The organism is Paenibacillus sp. 19GGS1-52 (assembly GCF_022369515.1).
Taxonomy (GTDB): domain Bacteria; phylum Bacillota; class Bacilli; order Paenibacillales; family Paenibacillaceae; genus Paenibacillus_AQ.
This window is the reverse complement of the sequence record NZ_CP059724.1, coordinates 6,667,159-6,685,422: the sequence shown is the minus strand read 5'-3', so window position 1 is coordinate 6,685,422 and position 18,264 is coordinate 6,667,159. Positions and strand designations below refer to the sequence as shown.

At 46.2% G+C, this 18,264-nt stretch carries 15 protein-coding genes and 1 pseudogene; 8 read left to right on the top strand and 8 right to left on the bottom strand.

What is annotated here, in order from left to right:
* Positions 1-2 precede the first annotated feature (2 nt).
* The 3 genes from H1230_RS30675 to H1230_RS30665 all read left to right on the top strand — a co-directional run bounded on the left by H1230_RS30675 (position 3) and on the right by H1230_RS30665 (position 2,421).
* Positions 3-737 carry an ABC transporter permease gene (locus H1230_RS30675; protein ID WP_239713539.1) on the top strand — a complete coding sequence of 245 codons (735 nt, stop codon included), beginning with the start codon at positions 3-5 and terminating at the stop codon, positions 735-737.
* A 131-nt stretch (positions 738-868) separates the two neighbouring features.
* Entirely contained in the window at positions 869-1,234 is a 366-nt protein-coding gene (locus H1230_RS30670; RefSeq protein WP_239713538.1) for an ArsR/SmtB family transcription factor, read from the top strand.
* 731 nt (positions 1,235-1,965) lie between these two features.
* The gene (locus tag H1230_RS30665) at positions 1,966-2,421 is read left to right on the top strand and encodes an AraC family transcriptional regulator (protein WP_239713537.1); all 456 of its coding nucleotides are present in this window, start codon (positions 1,966-1,968) and stop codon (positions 2,419-2,421) included.
* Between the two features lie 62 nt (positions 2,422-2,483).
* Here H1230_RS30665 and H1230_RS30660 read toward each other — a convergent pair whose 3' ends face one another.
* The 4 genes and pseudogenes from H1230_RS30660 to H1230_RS30645 all read right to left on the bottom strand — a co-directional run bounded on the left by H1230_RS30660 (position 2,484) and on the right by H1230_RS30645 (position 4,898).
* Complete coding sequence (locus H1230_RS30660; RefSeq protein WP_275591273.1) at positions 2,484-2,684, bottom strand: TipAS antibiotic-recognition domain-containing protein; 201 nt, start codon at positions 2,682-2,684, stop codon at positions 2,484-2,486.
* A gap of 176 nt (positions 2,685-2,860) precedes the next feature.
* Positions 2,861-2,920, bottom strand: a pseudogene (locus H1230_RS31565) (MerR family transcriptional regulator); the annotation flags it as partial.
* Positions 2,921-3,076: 156 nt separating this feature from the next.
* A complete protein-coding gene (locus H1230_RS30650) occupies positions 3,077-3,838 on the bottom strand; it encodes a CPBP family intramembrane glutamic endopeptidase (protein WP_239713534.1) in 762 nt (253 codons plus the stop codon).
* Between the two features lie 82 nt (positions 3,839-3,920).
* Positions 3,921-4,898: a cation diffusion facilitator family transporter gene (locus H1230_RS30645; protein ID WP_239713533.1), complete on the bottom strand. Its 978-nt coding sequence runs from the start codon at positions 4,896-4,898 to the stop codon at positions 3,921-3,923.
* Between the two features lie 362 nt (positions 4,899-5,260).
* On the opposite strand from H1230_RS30645, the gene H1230_RS30640 reads away from it, so the two are divergent.
* Both H1230_RS30640 and H1230_RS30635 read left to right on the top strand, forming a co-directional pair.
* Entirely contained in the window at positions 5,261-7,498 is a 2,238-nt protein-coding gene (locus H1230_RS30640; protein ID WP_239717653.1) for a heavy metal translocating P-type ATPase, read from the top strand.
* A gap of 195 nt (positions 7,499-7,693) precedes the next feature.
* Complete coding sequence (locus H1230_RS30635; protein WP_239713532.1) at positions 7,694-9,721, top strand: methyl-accepting chemotaxis protein; 2,028 nt, start codon at positions 7,694-7,696, stop codon at positions 9,719-9,721.
* A gap of 185 nt (positions 9,722-9,906) precedes the next feature.
* Here H1230_RS30635 and H1230_RS30630 read toward each other — a convergent pair whose 3' ends face one another.
* The 3 genes from H1230_RS30630 to H1230_RS30620 all read right to left on the bottom strand — a co-directional run bounded on the left by H1230_RS30630 (position 9,907) and on the right by H1230_RS30620 (position 12,144).
* On the bottom strand, positions 9,907-10,863 hold the full coding sequence (locus H1230_RS30630) for an L-lactate dehydrogenase (RefSeq protein ID WP_239713531.1): 957 nt from the start codon (positions 10,861-10,863) through the stop codon (positions 9,907-9,909).
* Positions 10,864-11,193: 330 nt separating this feature from the next.
* A complete protein-coding gene (locus H1230_RS30625) occupies positions 11,194-11,700 on the bottom strand; it encodes a CcdC family protein (protein ID WP_239713530.1) in 507 nt (168 codons plus the stop codon).
* A gap of 183 nt (positions 11,701-11,883) precedes the next feature.
* Entirely contained in the window at positions 11,884-12,144 is a 261-nt protein-coding gene (locus tag H1230_RS30620) for a GlsB/YeaQ/YmgE family stress response membrane protein (RefSeq protein ID WP_239713529.1), read from the bottom strand.
* Positions 12,145-12,410: 266 nt separating this feature from the next.
* Here H1230_RS30620 and H1230_RS30615 point away from each other — a divergent pair, with 266 nt between their 5' ends.
* Positions 12,411-13,460 carry a lactonase family protein gene (locus H1230_RS30615; protein WP_239713528.1) on the top strand — a complete coding sequence of 350 codons (1,050 nt, stop codon included), beginning with the start codon at positions 12,411-12,413 and terminating at the stop codon, positions 13,458-13,460.
* Between the two features lie 96 nt (positions 13,461-13,556).
* On the opposite strand, the gene H1230_RS30610 is transcribed toward H1230_RS30615, so the two are convergent.
* Complete coding sequence (locus tag H1230_RS30610) at positions 13,557-15,851, bottom strand: alpha/beta hydrolase family protein (protein WP_239713527.1); 2,295 nt, start codon at positions 15,849-15,851, stop codon at positions 13,557-13,559.
* A 406-nt stretch (positions 15,852-16,257) separates the two neighbouring features.
* Between H1230_RS30610 and H1230_RS30605 the strand changes: the two genes are divergently transcribed.
* Together H1230_RS30605 and cysT are read left to right on the top strand one after the other, a co-directional pair.
* A complete protein-coding gene (locus H1230_RS30605) occupies positions 16,258-17,370 on the top strand; it encodes a sulfate ABC transporter substrate-binding protein (RefSeq protein ID WP_239713526.1) in 1,113 nt (370 codons plus the stop codon).
* Between the two features lie 39 nt (positions 17,371-17,409).
* Positions 17,410-18,249: a sulfate ABC transporter permease subunit CysT gene (gene cysT, locus H1230_RS30600; protein WP_239713525.1), complete on the top strand. Its 840-nt coding sequence runs from the start codon at positions 17,410-17,412 to the stop codon at positions 18,247-18,249.
* The last annotated feature ends 15 nt before the right edge of the window (positions 18,250-18,264 follow it).

Sequence of the window (18,264 nt, the reverse complement as noted above, 5' to 3'; positions counted from 1 at the left end):
ATATGGGTTCCTTTTGGCGAATATGCGCCTCTGAACGGTTGAAGATGTCCAAGTCGTACATTTGGTTGCTTGTGATCTTAAGTCCGGCAATTGCTATACTGCCTGGTGCGCTATCCTTTCGGGATGGGGAAGAGGTCACTTGGGAGCTGCTGCTCTCTGTCATGTCTGTGATTCACGGCTTGCTGTTTCTGCCAGTACTCTCGGGTATTTTCGCAGCGCTGATCTGTCGGTATGAGCATCAAGATGGAGGGTGGAAACTGCTGCTTTCCCTTCCTGTAACAAGGGCGAAGGTCTATTTATCGAAATATGTAATGATCATCGTTTTGTTGGGAGTGGTACAGTTACTGTTTCTCGTGTGCTTGCTCGGAATGGGTTGGATTCGCGAAGCCACCACTCCGGTACCCTGGTCGCTCCTGCTGCGCAGCGTATTTGGCGGCTGGATTGCCTGTCTGCCTCTAGCTGCCTTGCAACTGGCCGTATCTCAAGGCTGGAGCAGCTTTGGCGCGCCGCTGGCACTGAATGTGAGCTTTACGATACCCAATATCCTAATCGCAAATTCCGCAACATATGGGCCTTATTATCCCTGGGTACAGCCCGCGTTAGCTATGACGCCTAATGGACAAGACAGATTTGGGGCTTTCAATTTACCTCTAGATAGTTTGATGATCGTGGTGCTCGGCAGTCTGATTGTATTTCTGGCGGCAGGTCTATTCTCCTTCTGGCGCAAGGCGGTGTAAGCTGTAGTGGTCTATGTTTAAGTGATAATCCCTCTCCATGGACATTCGGAGTAGTTCTTTCTATAATTAAAGAACATGATGTTTATGGCAGCCGGTTGAGCCGGATTAGCCTATAGGGGAGGGCTTAGAGCATGGAGCCAGCAGCACTAGAAGAATGTGATGAGACATGCAAGGGTTCGGAGCTTGAACCAGAATCTATTTCGTTGATCCTGCCTGAACGGGAGACAACGGATAAAATGGCTGAGATGTTCAAAGCATTGGGTGATCCGACAAGAGTGCGGCTCATCTACGCTCTATCCCAACGAGAGTTATGCGTACACGATTTGTCTACGATCCTGGATATGGGTCAATCCGCAGTATCTCATCAGCTCCGCTATTTGCGGAATCTGCGGATTGTGAAGCGCCGCAAAGAAGGGAAGACCGTGTATTACTCGTTAAATGATGCGCATGTAGAGCAGATCTTTTTGCAGACGCATGAGCATATCCGCCACGAGTAGCTTAGCAGCAAACCGACTTAGCTGTAACCTAATAAGACAGGACAGAGAGCGCCCGCGGGGCGTTCTTTTTTTGCGGAATATAAGAATTTATATTTTCCACACGATCACTAATCGACTTAAAGTCATCATCAGTGCTTGACCCTAACCTAAATAGTTAAAACGCGTAGTAGAGCCACTTTCAACGGATATGACAGAGGTCAACACATCGAAATAGAGGGAATTTCTCCTCCTAATTATGCTATATTCAGGTTATTTTAGAGATTAGAGGGAAATTACCCCTTTAAATTTATCCATATGGGCTTAAATGAGTAACTTTTTAAGAATTAGAGGGAGTTATTCCCTCTAATTCCTAAAAAGTGAGGTTTTTAACGAATTTAGAGGGAGAAATTCCCTTTATCATAAAAGTAAGGGCCCATTTATCCTTATATTTTTACGAGAAACGTCTGTCGTCAGTATAGGATGGCGAAGCCGTTTCTTCTTGATTTATATGTTTTTGGGTAAGCCAAGCTTACCCTTATTTGTTTTGCATGCCCAGAGGCAGGTATCTCCTGCTGAGTCTCGGGCATATTGACAAAGGCCAAGGAAACTGAGCAGAACTTGGGACAATAGTGAAGAACGCTCCGGCGCAAAGGGAACGGCATGGGTTGAACGATAAATCAAATGAATATATTTTTATATCATGATAGTATTCGAAATGTATTAAATATAATACAGAAAGGAAAAAAGAAGATATGGAAATTAAAGTCGAATCTCTTCCAAAATATCGTATCGCCTATGTGCGACAAGTGGGTCCATATGGACCTGGAAACATTCAAGCGATGGAAAAGTTGAAAAAATGGGCTGAGGAAAAAAATCTACTAGATGAATCTGCAATAATACTCGGAATTTCGCAAGACAACCCAGAAACGACACTTCCTAAAAACTGTCGATATGATGCTTGTATTGTCATTTCAAACGATTATCAAATGGATAATTCAATTTGTGAAAGTCAACTTTCTGCTGGTGAATATGTTATTTACAAAGTTAAACATACTGCGAAGGATATCCAAAAAGCGTGGCCCGAAATTTTTTCGTATTTACAAAAGAGTAGATATCAAATTGACAACAAACCGATTTTTGAAAGATACACTACTGATATGATTCACAACGATTTTTGCGAAATATGTGTAGCTGTAAAACCAATCTAGGTTGATGTCATCTGGCAGATCTCCTTGATTGAAGATAGCTTACAATTAAAAAGAGGATGAACTCAAAAAAAGTTCACCCTCTCAATGTGGAATTTTTCTGCTGATTTCATAAATTCAGGATCATTTTTTGGAGCAAACATTTCCACAAGATTTTGCCATTGCTTAGCTAAACTTTGAACTTCTTTGTTTGTTGCGGGAATACCTTGTTGCATGTAGTTGCGTATCTTCTCATAGAGCCGATTTGAACTTTTGCTCTGCTTTATTCAGGGTTTCTACATCGGTACTTTCATACTGCTTTTTCATTTGGTCTAACTGCTCTTCTTGAAGTATTTTGCTTGATTCGTTTCGGAATAATACGGATACATTCTCCAACTCATTTAAAAGATTTTGTTGAACAAGAATGTCTTCTTTTAATCGTGTTATTTGAATGGACACTTCTAGGAGAAAATAATCCAATCTGATCAAAATATCGCAAAGTTCTTACTGTTAAACCTGTTATCTTCGCAAGCTCCCCAACTTTTCACTGTCGTTTCATAATCATTTCCTTCTTTTGCGTTAACTTTTTACCGGTAAATTAACTATAGTTCATTACGCTACGTAAGGTTCAAGTCTAAAAAAAGTTTTTTTTGATGTCCTGTGTTCCTATCCTTTGGTATTAACTAGCTTGATCTATGTGGGAGGACACGTATGGTTTCTTGAAGGACATGGCCAACCAAACGGTTTGCACGGCCAGCACACCCAATATAAACAGATCGTATCCGATGAAGGCGCTAGAGTTGTCATTTCCTACAAATTGAATCAGGTTATGTGCGAAGTGGAAGAGAATCAACGGGACGATATTATCGTTCTTCACCATCAGCAGCGCTAACACAGCACCAAGCAGCAGGGCATATACGACTTGAAGAATTGTCTGAGCGGTATCCTGACCGGACATCGCATTCAGCACATGTGTGACCGAGAATAGAATAGTAGAAGTCACAACCGCGGGTTTGACCCCTTTTGCCAACAAGGTCTTCAGAATTAATCCCCGATAGATACTTTCCTCCACAAACCCGACGAGCAGTGTGAAAAAGATAAAGAACAGCACCTCAGACACGCTGATCGTGCGGAAGCCCTTAAGCGAAATAGTGATCAGAACGAGAATTAGTGGGGCATAATAGATCCAGTTGCCTGCAGGAATGCTGCCAAGTGATTTGAAGCCGAAATAGCTCCATTTCTGCTTGACGGTAAAGTAGACAATTAACACGAGCGCAATGGGTATAAAAGAGATCAATACGGGTGCAGTGTAGCTTAATTCTTGCAGTGTAGCGTAAGTTCCGGCGGCAGCTACGGCCAAGAGCAGCAGCAGCTCAATGATAACAACGGTTAATACAGGGCGTTTCTGTGAAAAAGAACTTTTATGGCGGGGCTTCGACATACTGTAGATCCTTCCTCTCTTAAATAGCATTCTTTCTACCAGTATGCCCAAATTAATAGATTCTAACAGTAAAGCGGTTGATTTAGACTTTTAGATCCCTATGCTGTAATTGGGAATTCTCAACTTGTATGGTGGAATGCTGAATATTGAACTTTTCCTCCATAAGCGTAACGGCCTGCTGCAGGACGGTCTGAGGGTCCATGTCGTCTTTAATAAGCAGGTGGCAGCTAAGAGAATCGAGTCCTGAAGTGATGGTCCAGATATGCAAATCATGAACATCGATCACGCCATCAATGTGCATTAACGTATCTTTGACTTGATCGGTATTAACAGCACTCGGAGTTCCTTCCATGAGGATATGAAAAGCCTGTTTAATGACTCCCCAAGCTCCCTTTAAGATAAGCAGCGCGACCAAAACACTAATGAGCGGATCCGCAGCATACCAAGAGAATAGACTCATGATCAGTCCGGCAATAATAGCGCCAACCGAACCTAAGGCATCACTCAAAATATGCAGATAGGCGCTGCGTATATTAAGGTTCTCTTTTACATCACTTTTTCGCATTAACATCCAGGCGCTGACGAGGTTGGCAAGCAGTCCAACTGAAGCGATGATCATCATGGAGCCGCTGGCAACTGTAGGTGGTGCAAAGAAACGATGAAAAGCCTCCCACATAATAAATCCGGCAATAACAAACAAAGTGACACCGTTAAATAATGCGGCCATAACCTCAAATCTATAAAATCCGTAGGAATTCTTCAGGGAAGGCGGCTTTACTGCGAATATCATCGCAACAAGACTGAGCGCAAGCGAAGCAGTATCACTGAGCATATGACCAGAATCAGAGAGTAGGGCCAAACTATTGGTAAATAGACCTCCGAAAAATTCGAGAAACATAATGCCGCCGGTGATAAGTAAAGCGATAAGTAAGCCCTTTTTATTGTTGGGCGCATGGGAGTGACCAGAATGGCTATGACCATGATGATCGTGATTATGATCATGTTCATTGTGCGGCTGGGCTTGCGATTGGCTCGCTTGATTATGCTGATGATTGTTCATAATATGTACCCCTCTTTTTATATATGAATAAGTGATCATATGTTAATAATAACTAGCATGAAGTGAAATATCAAGACACCAGAGCAAAGAAATTTGTAGCTCGAGGGTTCTACATCATAATCAGTACTTCACCACTGGGGATGGTTTTATAACGGTATGTTTGTTTAATAATTGCTTATAGCTATATTGTTGTATGAAATACAGAATTCCATGCGGGCAGAAGGCACTGCAGCGGAAAAAGGTGGCAGTTCACTTAACAATGCATTGACACTCCGAAACTTAAGGGAATATAATATGGTTAAAGATAACATATGAATAAGTGCTCATATATAGATTAGCCGGAGGAGCTGAGTCATTTGAATATGATCCAAGGCAGTGTGAAGCGTCAATGGACACTAGAAGGTCTGCATTGTGCCAACTGTGCCATGAAGATTGAAGACAAAGTGAAAAAGATTGAGGGAGTGTCCGCTTGTTCTGTTAATTTCGCCATGAAGACGTTAACGATGGAGACAGAAGAAGCGTATATGGAATCAGCCTTGTTGGAGGCAGAGAGAACGGTTAAGGCACTGGAACCCAATGTAAAGCTGCAGGAAATTATAGCTAAGGGTAAGCAGAATTCGTCACTTAACGGCAATCACGGACACGTAGAGGGACATGAACATGGACAACCTGAGGCTGGTGGACACAGTCATACTCATGAGCACTCAGATACTGATTCCGATGCTCACGGTCACAGTCATGAGCATGGGGAAGGAAACACCCGCCGCATCCTGCTGCGACTGGGGGGCGGAGGTATTCTGGCTGCTGCCGGAATGCTATTGCAGGTTAGCGGATTACTAGAGCTACTGATCTTTCTGGCCGCTTACCTTATTGTAGGCGGTGAAGTAGTCTGGCGGGCCGCTCGGAATATCATTCGGGGTCAGGTGTTTGATGAGAATTTCCTGATGGCGGTAGCGACTATCGGTGCTTTTGCGATTGGTGAATATCCTGAAGGTGTTGCCGTGATGCTCTTTTACCAGATAGGAGAGCTGTTCCAGGGACTGGCGGTTAACAAATCTCGCAGATCAATCACGGCACTGATGGATATCCGCCCTGAATTTGCCTTTCTTAAGATTGGGGAAGAATTGAAGCGGGTCTCACCGGAGGACGTAAGCATCGGAGATATTATCGTTGTTAAACCTGGTGAGAAGGTGCCGCTTGACGGAACCATTCTGCAGGGCAGTGCCATGATGGATACTTCGGCGCTTACTGGTGAATCCGTGCCGCGTTCGGCGGGACCAGGCAGTGCAGTATTAAGCGGATTCATCAACCGCAACGGTGTGATCACCATGGAAGTCACTCAAACTTTTGGCCAATCGGCCGTCTCCAAAATATTGGAGCTGGTACAGAACGCTTCCAGCAATAAAGCGAAGACAGAGAACTTCATTACCAAGTTCGCACGGGCCTACACGCCTGTGGTAGTCATCACAGCTTTGCTACTAGCTACGCTTCCGCCACTATTTATTAGTGGGGCTACGTTCACGGATTGGATTTACCGTGCACTGGTATTTCTCGTGATCTCCTGTCCTTGTGCACTGGTGGTTTCGATCCCGCTCGGGTTCTTCGGAGGCATCGGCGCTGCTTCCAAGAGCGGCATTCTCATCAAAGGAAGCAACTTTCTGGAGGCGTTGAATGATGTGAAAGTTGTAGTCTTCGATAAGACGGGGACGCTGACTAAAGGTCAGTTTAATGTAACGGGTATTTATCCAGTAGAAGGTAAGTCAGAGAGCGAACTGCTGCGGGTTGCCGCCTATGCGGAGAGCCATTCCAATCATCCGATTGCCGAGTCGATTCGTGCGGCTTACGGTGAGAATATTGCTAAAGAAGGAATTTTGGACTATAACGAAATTTCTGGTCATGGGATTGCGGTTACGGTGGAAGGTAAAGCTGTACTCGCTGGGAATGCACGGCTGATGGAACGGGAGGGTATCTCCTATAAAGTGCCGGAGCAGAGTGGAACGGTGGTTCATATAGCCATTGATAAGCAGTACGGAGGTTATCTGGTGATCGCCGATGAGGTGAAGGACGATTCACTCCGGGCCATTCAGGCACTTAAAGCGCTGGGTATTCGCAGAACGGTCATGCTGACAGGGGACGCAGCGTCGGTGGCGGAAGCGGTAGGGAAGCAGCTGGGGGTAGATGAAGTTCATGCAGAGCTTCTGCCACAGCATAAAGTGGAGGCCATCGAAAGACTGGACGGACAGAAATCAGCTAAGGAAAAGATTGTTTTTGTAGGAGACGGCATTAATGATACCCCTGTACTGGCGAGAGCTGACATCGGGATTGCCATGGGTGGACTGGGGTCAGATGCTGCTATTGAGGCAGCGGACATTGTAATTATGACCGATGAGCCGTCTAAGATAGCTGTTGCGATTGGGATTGCCAAGCGTACACGTGCCATCGTCTGGCAGAATATTATATTTGCACTAGGGGTTAAAGTTGTCTTTCTAGTTCTGGGTGCGTTTGGAATTGCCACCATGTGGGAGGCCGTCTTCTCGGATGTGGGTGTAACAATACTGGCGGTGCTTAATAGCGTTCGGGCTTTAAAGGTACTGAAATAAGCTTGAAGAGGGTCTATTCCTTATTATCATCAATATGCAATTTCTGTCGATATAAGTCTTTGGAATCCCATTTATTGGGTCTAAAGGCTTATTTTTCGTTTATAAAGCAAAAGAATTTGTCTATTTCTGCCGATATATGATTATGTATTTACAGCATATGTAAATGGAAACCATTTATTGTAGGAGGATTAAGGGATGAGTGGAAACGTTTGGGGAAAAATGAAAATGAATGTAAGGAAAAGAAAGGCGGCATCCATTCGAACAAAATGGTCACTTGTAATTCTTGCTATTGCCATTGTTCCCTTGCTCGCAGCTACGTTATTTCTATTGAATTTCTTCGGAGGTGTTACACGAGATGATACGGAGCAGTTGACGCAGAAAATCTTGGAGATGAACACCACGCGAATTGACGAATGGCTGCAGACGAAAACCTCCGCGGTAGAGGAGCTTGTTGCTCAGCATAAGGAATTTGATACGGATAAGCTTGCGAGTATCTTTCCCGTGATTAAAGTGCTGGATGACAGTGATACCCAATCTGAAGGCTACAGTGTCATCAATAGGAGCGGCCTTTTAAGCAATATGATTAAGATGACGGCTGACAGCAGTAAGGCTGATTATTTTCTAAAAGCCAAAGAAACGCATAAACCTGTAGTTGCAGGTATGACGTATCTGGAGCCACTCAAAAAATACATAATCCCGATCATCGTTCCGATGGTTGACCAAGACGATCAATTTGCCGGAGGCATAGCCTTTTCGGTAACTCCCGACATTCTGACAGACATGAGCAAGAGCATCCATATAGCTGAAACCGGATATGGATATGTGATCTCAGGCGCGGGCGAATATTATACATCGTCCGATCCGTTGCGGATTGGCAAAAAGCTTGCAGATTATGCCAAGGAAGCTGCCATGAAGCAGGCTGTCACAAACATTCTGAGCCAGGAAAGCGGCTCCCAAACTTATAAGGGTGAAGACGGGCAGGAAGTTATAACCTATTTTAAGACGATTGCCGGGACGGATTGGAAGCTTCTTATAACAGTACCCAAGAGCGAGATTACGGCAAAGGTTACTTCCGCTCAAAGAGTAGTCATCCTCTTTCTACTGGGTATTATAGTGCTAATCGTCCTTATCTCCCTTTATCTTACCCATCGTATTGTTAAGCCTATTGTTGCCATCTCAACCGTTATGAAGAAGGTAACCGAGGGCAGATTAAGCGAAAGGGTAGTGGTCCATTCGGAGGATGAGATTGGCCAGATGAGCCACAATATCAATGATATGATTGAGTCTTTATCCGCTATTGTCAGCAAGATAGATACAGCCGTGGTGCAGGTCGCAGCTTCGTCGGAAGGGCTGCTGGAGTCGGCGCAATTATCTTCTAATACCTCAGCAGAGATTGCCACAGTTGTTCAAGAGGTAGCGCAGGGGATGGAAGATCAGTTTAAAGGTTCTGAGCAATCCGCCAGAGCGACGGAAGAGATGGCCATTGGTTTGCAGAGAATTGCGGAATCATCCGTGGCTGTATCTGATCAGGCGGAGATAGTCAACTCCGAGGTACATGCCGGTTATCTCGAAATTCAATCTACGCTGCAGCAAATGACGATTATCATCACCGCAGCCAACCAAACAGCGGAATTAATCGGAGCGTTAACGGAGCAATCCGTACAGGTTGGGCAAATTGTAGATGTCATTTCGGAGATTGCTAACCAGACGGGATTGCTGTCCTTGAATGCTTCGATTGAAGCCGCCCGGGCGGGCGAGCATGGTCGGGGCTTTGGAGTAGTGGCGAATGAAGTGAAGAAGCTGGCTGAACGGACGAATATCTCTGTAATCAATATTGTGGAGCTAATCGCACGAATTCAATCTTCAACGACTAGCGCAGGCCAGTCCATGAAGAAAAGTATTGTTGAAATTGACGCGGGCATGCATAAAATGAAGAATGTAGGTGCTGCTTTCGAGCATATCCGCTCTTCTATCCATGAGGTTTCCTTACAGATTCAAGAAGTGTCAGCTATCAACGAGGAAATGTCTGCAGGGACAGAAGAAATAACAGCTTCTGTTACCGATATGTTGACTATCGCCAAGGATTCGGCTGAGAATGCCCAAGCGGTAGCCTACGCTTCCACGGAGCAGACAGAAATTATGAAGAACATTGTATCCTCGGCAGATTCATTGAATCATATGATGTCTGAGCTGAAGGACGAGATTGAGAAGTTCAGACAATAATCTATCTAAGCTCAAAAAACCTCCGGTTCTGCACAATAGCGTGCAGGAACGGAGGTTTTTGCTGATTAAATATAAGAATTTATATGTTGCACACGATAACTTATCCTTATATTTCTCGAAGAAACGGATGCCACCCCTAAAAGGACGGCGAAGCCGTTTCTTCTTGTTAAGGAGTTATATTCTATTCAATCCTCCAGATGTAGGCTCTCAATGCCAGTGCGGATGATGCTGCAGGAAGCGTTGAATTTCTCGAATTCTTCACTGCTTAAATTCAGTTCTAGCAGTTCCTTGATTCCGTCGCGTCCAATAATAGCGGGCACCCCAGCACATACCTCACTTAGTCCATACTCGCCATCAAGAATGGCTGAGACTGCAATGATCTTATGCTCGTCATTGAGGATAGAACGGGTGATATAGGCCAGTGCACTGCCAATGCCGAAATGCGTAGAACCCTTGCGTGTAAAGATCTCCCACCCGGCATCCTTCGTCTTGCGGGCAATATCCTCCAGATCCAGATGGCTGAAGCGCTCGCGGTGCTGCTCCATAATCTGCAGAATCGGTTTACCACCGATCGTTACATGAGACCAAGCCACAAACTGCGATTCACCGTGCTCTCCGAGCGCGTAGCCGTTAACGCTGCGGGGATCAATGGAGAACACATCAGACAGTAATGTCTTTAGGCGTGAGGAGTCGATAGAGGTGCCTGTGCCGATAATTCGGTGACGGGGCAGTCCAGATATTTTCCATACCATATAGGTGACAATATCGACCGGGTTAGCGGCGATTACAAAGATCCCGTCAAAGCCGCCAGCCATAATGTTGGTTATAATTTCTGTGGTAATCACTGCAGCGTCATCCAGAACATCAAGCCGTGTCTGGCCTGGCTTGGGATTTGCACCTGCGGTCAGGATCACAACATCCATGCCAGCGCAATCATTAGAGGTGCCAGCATATACCTTCGTCCGGGTGCCTGTGAAATCCATGCAGTGCGAGAGGTCAAGCGCTTGTGCCATGGCCCGGTCATACGTGCGGTCGATCATCATGATCTCGTCGCAAATAGCCTGATTAACCATGGAATAGGCACAGCTGGAACCGACCATTCCGGAGCCGACTATCGCCACTTTTCTTGATTTACTTTTCAATTGCCTGTCCCCACTCTCTAAAAGTTATACAAAACCTCACGCAACATGTCTATGCTGTTCTCAGCAAAGCCTGTTTTGGGAGCTTGACGTTAAGTATGCTTATATTCTAACGTATCCGGTCGTAAGTTACCTGACATCGCTTCGAAAAACTGTAACCTTTAAGGATGGAGAAGGATTATCTGTCCGTTCTAAGGAATGGCGCAGTACTGGTGAAGACATTGTATGTAGCAGTAGAACTAAATATGCGTGGCGAATGAATACGGAAGCTAGCCGGTGGCTGCATGAAGAGCCATCGGCTAGGGGGTCTGGGTCAACTCGTTCACAGAAAATTTATACCCGTGGCTCAGGAAGACGAGTCTCCGGCGGAGCCAGCACGTTATAACGTTTATACATGAACAGTCTCCAGTGGACAATCATGCCGAAGGCCAGAATGAAGAAGAGTCCACCGGACTGCGGAACGGAAACATACTGATTGATAAATTCATGTAGCAGTGTGCGGACTAGAAGCAGCCCGAGCAGAATAAAGGCGAAGCTCTTGGAGCGCTGGGCGAAGATCTGCCCGTCTCGTTGCTCAAAGATAGTACTGCGAATTAGAGGATACGCAAAGATGAACCAGCCGGTCAAGAAGGCGATTGCCGCCCACCATAGGGGAAACCTTACTTCAGGTACGACGAACATGGCAAAGCCAGTCGACATGCCGAGTGGGGGAATCCATATCTTACGGATGGTAACCGGACGGGAGCTTGCTTTTAGACGAATAACAATAACCATCAGCGCCATGAACACGGCCCCCAAAGTGGAGCCAATATGTAGAAGCGAGGGGTTTATATTGCCCATGTTTCACAACCTCTCTGTGATTTGAGTCACTAGCTTCATTATTATAACAGAAACACGATGGCAAAACATTGAACGAGTAGCGGACAGCTCTTGAATGGTAATCACATATAAGAAGCCCGTCAGAGCATACTCTGACGGGCTTCTTACCATTATTATTTACAAGCTATTATAGGTATAACAGGTTTATGAACGGCTGCGTCCGCCAACAGAACGAAGAATTAGGCTGACAATAAAGATCAGCACGATAGCTCCGACCAGAGATGGGAACACGTAGAAATCACTTACTTTAGGTCCCCAGCTTCCCAGCAGCATTCCGCCAAGCCATGAGCCCAGAATACCGGCAATAATATTACCGATAACACCTCCTGGAATATCTCTGCCCATGATCAGACCCGCCAACCAGCCAATGACTCCACCAACAATCAACATCCACAAAAAACTCATTTCACTTCATCTCCTTAAGTATTGTTATCTTTGATGTTTACTATTAACCGCTTGTAGATAGTTTAAATCAGGTGTAATAAATTGGAGGCATCTTTATAGTTTGCCCAGAATGAATCATTTAAATCACTGATGTATTGCAAACGCAAACATGCTATAGTGAAAAAATGTACAGATAATGGCAATATAGATCAGCCTTTCGCTGTGCTCTGATGTATATTTTTTCGAAGCTGTAAAGGCTGCTAATTACTAAAGAAGGAGTCGCTGTCATGGAACGTTACGATGAAATGTTGTTTTATGTTGGAACCTATAAGCCTAAAGGAGAGAAGGCCCTTCTCTTATGCTCTTTGAATTTGATCTCTGGGGAGATTAGAAATCTGGCAGGAATCTCAGGTATTGAGAGTCCGTCATATTTAGCTGTAAATAGCACAAAAAGTGTATTGTACGCGGTTAGTGAGCAGGAAGAGGGTGAGATTCATGCCTTTTCCATTGATGCTCGCACCAGAGAATTATCGCCACTTGGGAGCCAACGGACTGAAGGAGGATCTCCTTGTTATGTTTCTATCAGCCCGAAGGATGATTTCATATTCGTCTCCAATTATATGGGGGGAAATGTCAATGTATTCCCTCTGAATGGTGATGGCTCACTTCAAGTCATGTCTGACCAGGTTAGACATCAGGGCTCGGGGCTTCGCCAAGACCGCCAAGAGGCGCCGCATCCCCATTCCGTTATTCCGGACAGCAGCGGTGGGCGTATACTCGTCTGTGATCTGGGTCTAGATCAAATTGTGCTCTACCAGACTGAAGAAGGCAAACTGATTAAGCACCATGAGGTGAACCTGCCACCTGGTTCAGGGCCACGCCATCTCGCTGTTCACCCTTCGGGACAATGGGTATATCTAATCAATGAGCTGAATAGTACAGTCACTGTATTTGAAAGCGATGAGCAGCTTGGAGCACTGGGAATATTGCAGCAGATCAACACGCTTCCAGAATCCTATAGTGCGGGTAGCAATGATACTGCCGCCGACATTCATATTTCACCGTGCGGACGGTTTCTGTATGCTTCCAACCGGGGACATGATAGCATTGTCCTGTTTCATATTCATGCTTCCACTGGTTTGCTTGAGGTAGCGGACTGGCAGAAATCAGGTGGACGTACGCCGCGAAACTTCGCTATCATTGGGGGGGTCCTGCTTGCCGCTAACCAGAATAGCGGTAATATCACCTCGTTTACTATCGATGCTGACACAGGCAGATTGATTCCTACAGGCAATATACTGGAGATAGCTTCGCCGGTCTGCATTACGGCGGTATGAGGACAGAGTCAAATAATTAAGGGTATATAACAATATTAAAGGGCCTCCTCTGTTGCGGATTAGCGCGGCAGGGGAGGCCCTTTAAATATTGGCATTTTACTTTAGTGCTGTTCCGGTTCCACTAGTTCCTCTAGTATAGAATCCGATATCATCGAGCATGATCTTGTCACCTTTCTCTTTAAGATAGAAGGTGAGGGTGGTCAGCTTCTCGGGGTCTAGTGAAGGTTCTTCCTTCTGGAACTCTTCGAACGGCAATTCATAGGTTTGGAAAATCGCCTCGGAGGGATCGCCGTATTTGCCATCGCTCATCCGTTCTTCTAACCAAGGACTCCAGGTGAACTGAGTCTGCGGCAGGGGTAGAATCTGCCTTACCTCGTTCAAGGGAATTCGTGCAGAGTTCCCCTTTTCGTCTGTCAGCTCAATTTCCACATCCGGAGATAGCGGAGTTTCCTGGATATCCTCTACCCGGTCAGCGTCGTGGTTTGCCAGGGAGAAGCTTAAGCCCTCTGCACCGGCCAAGCTTAGCTCAGTGACTACCCCACTCTTAAGGGTAATGCGATAAAAGGCATCTTCACTCTCATTGGCTGTGCGCTCCAGCACGACACCGTAAGTTGCTTTGCTCTTGGATTCACGGTCCTTGGCGAGTTCCTCTGTCCAGAGTAAGCCCGTTGCTTCTGCAGTTCCATTCCCTGCCGTATTTTTGTTGCGATCCTCATCAAAGGTTACTATTGAGCGAAAACCGCCACTCTGGAAACGATTATAGTAGGTGGTCTCCGGCAGCCACTGCAGGCCACTGCGGTAATCATGGAATAAGCCCTGATATTCGTTCTTTCCATGCAGTGTAGTCTCCAGAAAGGCGGATACATAAACTTTGGCGATCTGCCTCTGGTCTTTGCCGTCCATAATCTGACTGCGGTTAAGAAACAGACCAGCAGGCAGTACCTGATCCCGAAGACCCCAATCGCTATTAAATTGGCTATGATTAGCATCGGCAATATAGAGAGAGCTCTTAAAAGCATCCGAGTTGCGTGAATAGGTTGTACGAATATATTGCCGGTCTCCGTAGAAATCATGTACATCCCCATCACGGGCACCCTGCAGTGTCAGGTAATTAACATCATTGAGTCGGGCTTGCTGACCCTCTATCGCCGTGTCTGTAGGAGCCAAAGCGATGACTGAAGTAATATGGAAGGCATCTGTTGCGGCAAGTACAGGATCACTTTTGAACCAGCGACCAGCATCTGCAGCCATAGCAACCGCCTGACCACCGCGGCTATGGCCGAGTAAAGCGGTTTGTGCGGAATCGATTTTTTGATAAAAAGGATTGCCGGATTCTTGCGAGAATGTTGCGATTTGCTCCAAATGCTTCAGGATCATCCAGGTCCGGACTTTGAAATCATTGTCTGGAATACCGGACCAGGCGGAATAGTTTAAGAAGTTCTCGTCCAGAGATACTGCAATGAAACCACGGCTTGCCAACAGCTCGCCCAGATAAGCATAACCCCCTTCAGAATAATCCTCCATTATATGATTGCCATGCACCATCAGGACAAGCGGATAAGGCCCTTCACCCTCAGGCATCCAGACCTGTGCATTTAGAGGAAGTGACTTATAGCCAAAGCCCCAGAATAAGGTCCGTAGCTCGGACCAATCCTTGATATAAGCAGAAGCATCCACTTCAGAAGAGATAAGACTTGCGCCTGTACTGTATTCTGTACGATGTAAATCCTTACCGCTGGCATAGGTGAACATATGCCAGTTATAATCACCGGGTGCACCGGGATCTGCTGCGCTTAGCGGGATAACATCTGGAGCCACTGATTTCTGCAGAGGGTTCCCTTGTCCCCCGTTTACTAGAGTTAGAGGGAACAAGGTCAGCGCTACTAGTAGAATGATTCCCGTTACCCCTCGTGCTACCTTTCCGCTATGCAGAAGACCCACCGTCAGACCGCCCAGACCTCCTAGCAGAGTCACGAGGACAGCAATGATAGCCGCTGCTTCAATCTCTAAATCAGCGTAATATAGTATTAGTAGAATTGTTCCCATATCGCTCAACAAAAAACCCGCAAATAAGCGTGGAACACGCAGTCCGGTCAATGCCAGCAGAACAGCTGCAACATTGCCGGCTATGGCCAGCACGATGGTCCCGGCACCTGCAGCCAGCAAGATGTCGGTCGCTACTCCGAATCCGGTGGGTATCCCCAGAATGGAGACCGTAAAAGCCAAAAAGCCAATCACCCAGAGACCGGAAAGTGCTGTTCTCCAAAAGGCCGTATCATACCGATACGTTTCTCTGACTCTTCGTCCCATCTCCCCCAATAGGCGCCTGTATAGCGGTGGCCTCTGCGGAGCAGGCGCAGGTCCATATGCAGGTCCATACTCTAAATCCATACCCATCATAGACTCCCCTGACATTCGCGGTAAATTTCTACTCCCCTTAAGATGTAGCAATAATATTACTTTATAGCCTCAATAACAAGAGGGTTTTACAGGAATGAGTACCCTCGTGTTTTACCATAGTGATGTCCATTAAGAAAAAAAGGTTTGACAGGGTAGAGGGGTTTCAGTATTATATTTTTATAACCTACTAAATAGGTAGGAATAATAAATAAGATGTTCTTACCGTACGAACGGAGGAACGCCCGCAATATGGCTAAGCAGACACGTGTCCAATAGGGACCGGTTTGACCTACCCTAAGTGGGCCTTCCTCCGTTCTTTTTTTATTAACCTTAACATTGTATTCACCGGGGGTATTGCTAGAGAAAATATTAAAATAACATGGGGGAGTGGTTCGAAATGAAGAAAAGGAATAAAAAAGGGCTTCTTATTGGCTTTACATTACTGTTAACGGTAGGGCTTACTGCTTGCGGCAGCAATAATAATAGCAATACAAATGCTGAAACAGATGCACCAGCAACCAATTCAGGTAACGCGGCGGCCACGGCCGAAGCGACAAAGGCACCAGCTAAAGATCCGGTAGAACTGCTTAACGTTTCCTATGATCCTACCCGCGAACTATATGAGAGCTATAACAAGGCATTTGCTGCTCATTGGGAGCAGGAGACTGGCCAGAAGGTGACCATTAAACAATCTCATGGCGGATCGGGCAAACAAAGTCGGGCTGTGTTGGATGGACTAGAGGCGGATGTGGTGACACTGGCGCTTGGTTATGACATCGACGCCTTGCAGGGAGCAGGTCTTATCAATGAAGGCTGGCAAAATAAATTTGAGCATAATAGCTCACCCTATACCTCAACTATCGTATTTCTTGTACGTAAAGGTAATCCGAAGGGCATCAAGGACTGGCCGGATCTATTAAAGGAAGGCGTAGAGGTAATTACTCCGAATCCAAAGACCTCGGGCGGTGCACGTTGGAATTACCTGGCAGCGTGGGGTTACGCGCTGGATCATAACAATAATGACGAGGCCAAGGCACAGGAGTTTGTAAAAGAATTGTTTAAGCATGTTCCTGTTCTAGATACTGGTGCACGAGGATCGACGACAACTTTTGTCGAGCGGGGAATTGGCGACGTGCTGATTGCTTGGGAGAATGAAGCTTATCTGTCGGTAGAAGAACTGGGTCCGGACAAATTTGAAATTATTAATCCTTCCGAGAGTATTCTGGCTGAGCCGCCGGTTGCTGTAGTAGATAAGGTAGTAGATAAAAGAGGAACTCGTGAGGTGTCCGAGGCTTATCTGAAATATCTCTATTCTGAAGAAGGGCAAAAAATTGCGGCTGAGAACTACTACCGTCCTACGCTGGAAAGTGTTAAAGCGCAGTACAAGGATAAGTTCCCGGATATCAAGTTATTTACGCTCGCAGAGAAGTTCGGAACATGGAAAGAAACGCAGGAGAAACACTTTAATGATGGCGGTCTCTTTGACAAGATCTATGTACCGGGCAGCTGATCGGCAAGCAAGCCGAAGGCAAGAAAGGATGAATAAGGAATGAATGTCACCACTACAACTGCAGCACGGCGCAAGGTTTTGCCTGGTTTTGGACTTACGATGGGCTTCAGCGTACTTTACTTGAGCCTCGTTGTTCTGATTCCGCTCTCCGCGCTGCTCTTTAATTCGACGGGCCTCAGTTGGGTGAAGTTCTGGGATGTAGCGACAGACGCACGGGTTCTGGCTTCCTATCGTGTCAGTTTATCTACAGCAGCGGCGGCTGCGTTTGTAGATGCGTTTCTGGGTTTACTGTTGGCCTGGGTGCTGGTGCGTTATGAGTTTCCAGGCAAAAGATTGTTCGATGCCCTGATCGATCTTCCATTTGCACTGCCGACAGCCGTTGCGGGTATCTCACTGACAGCGTTGTACTCTACCAACGGCTGGATTGGGTCTTGGCTGGAACCGCTGGGACTTAAGGTGGCGTTCACACCGCTCGGCATTACGCTCGCTCTGATGTTCATCGGCATTCCGTTTGTAGTGCGAACGGTTCAGCCCGTGCTTGAAGATCTGGACCGAGATATGGAGGAAGCTTCTGCAACTCTCGGTGCAGGCCGCTTACGGACCTTTCGTTCGGTGGTGCTGCCGGAGCTGATCCCTCCGCTGCTGACCGGATTTGCACTGGCTTTTGCCCGTGGCATCGGTGAATTTGGCTCCGTTGTATTTATCTCTGGCAACATGCCGATGCGTACGGAAATTGCTCCGCTGCTCATCATGTCAAAGCTGGAGCAATACGATTATGCCGGAGCTACAGCGGTGGCGCTGCTCCTGCTTCTGATTTCTTTTCTAATGCTGCTGGTTATTAATTCTCTTCAGCGTTGGGCTCGTAAAACATCTCGGTAAAGTGAAGTCTATGCT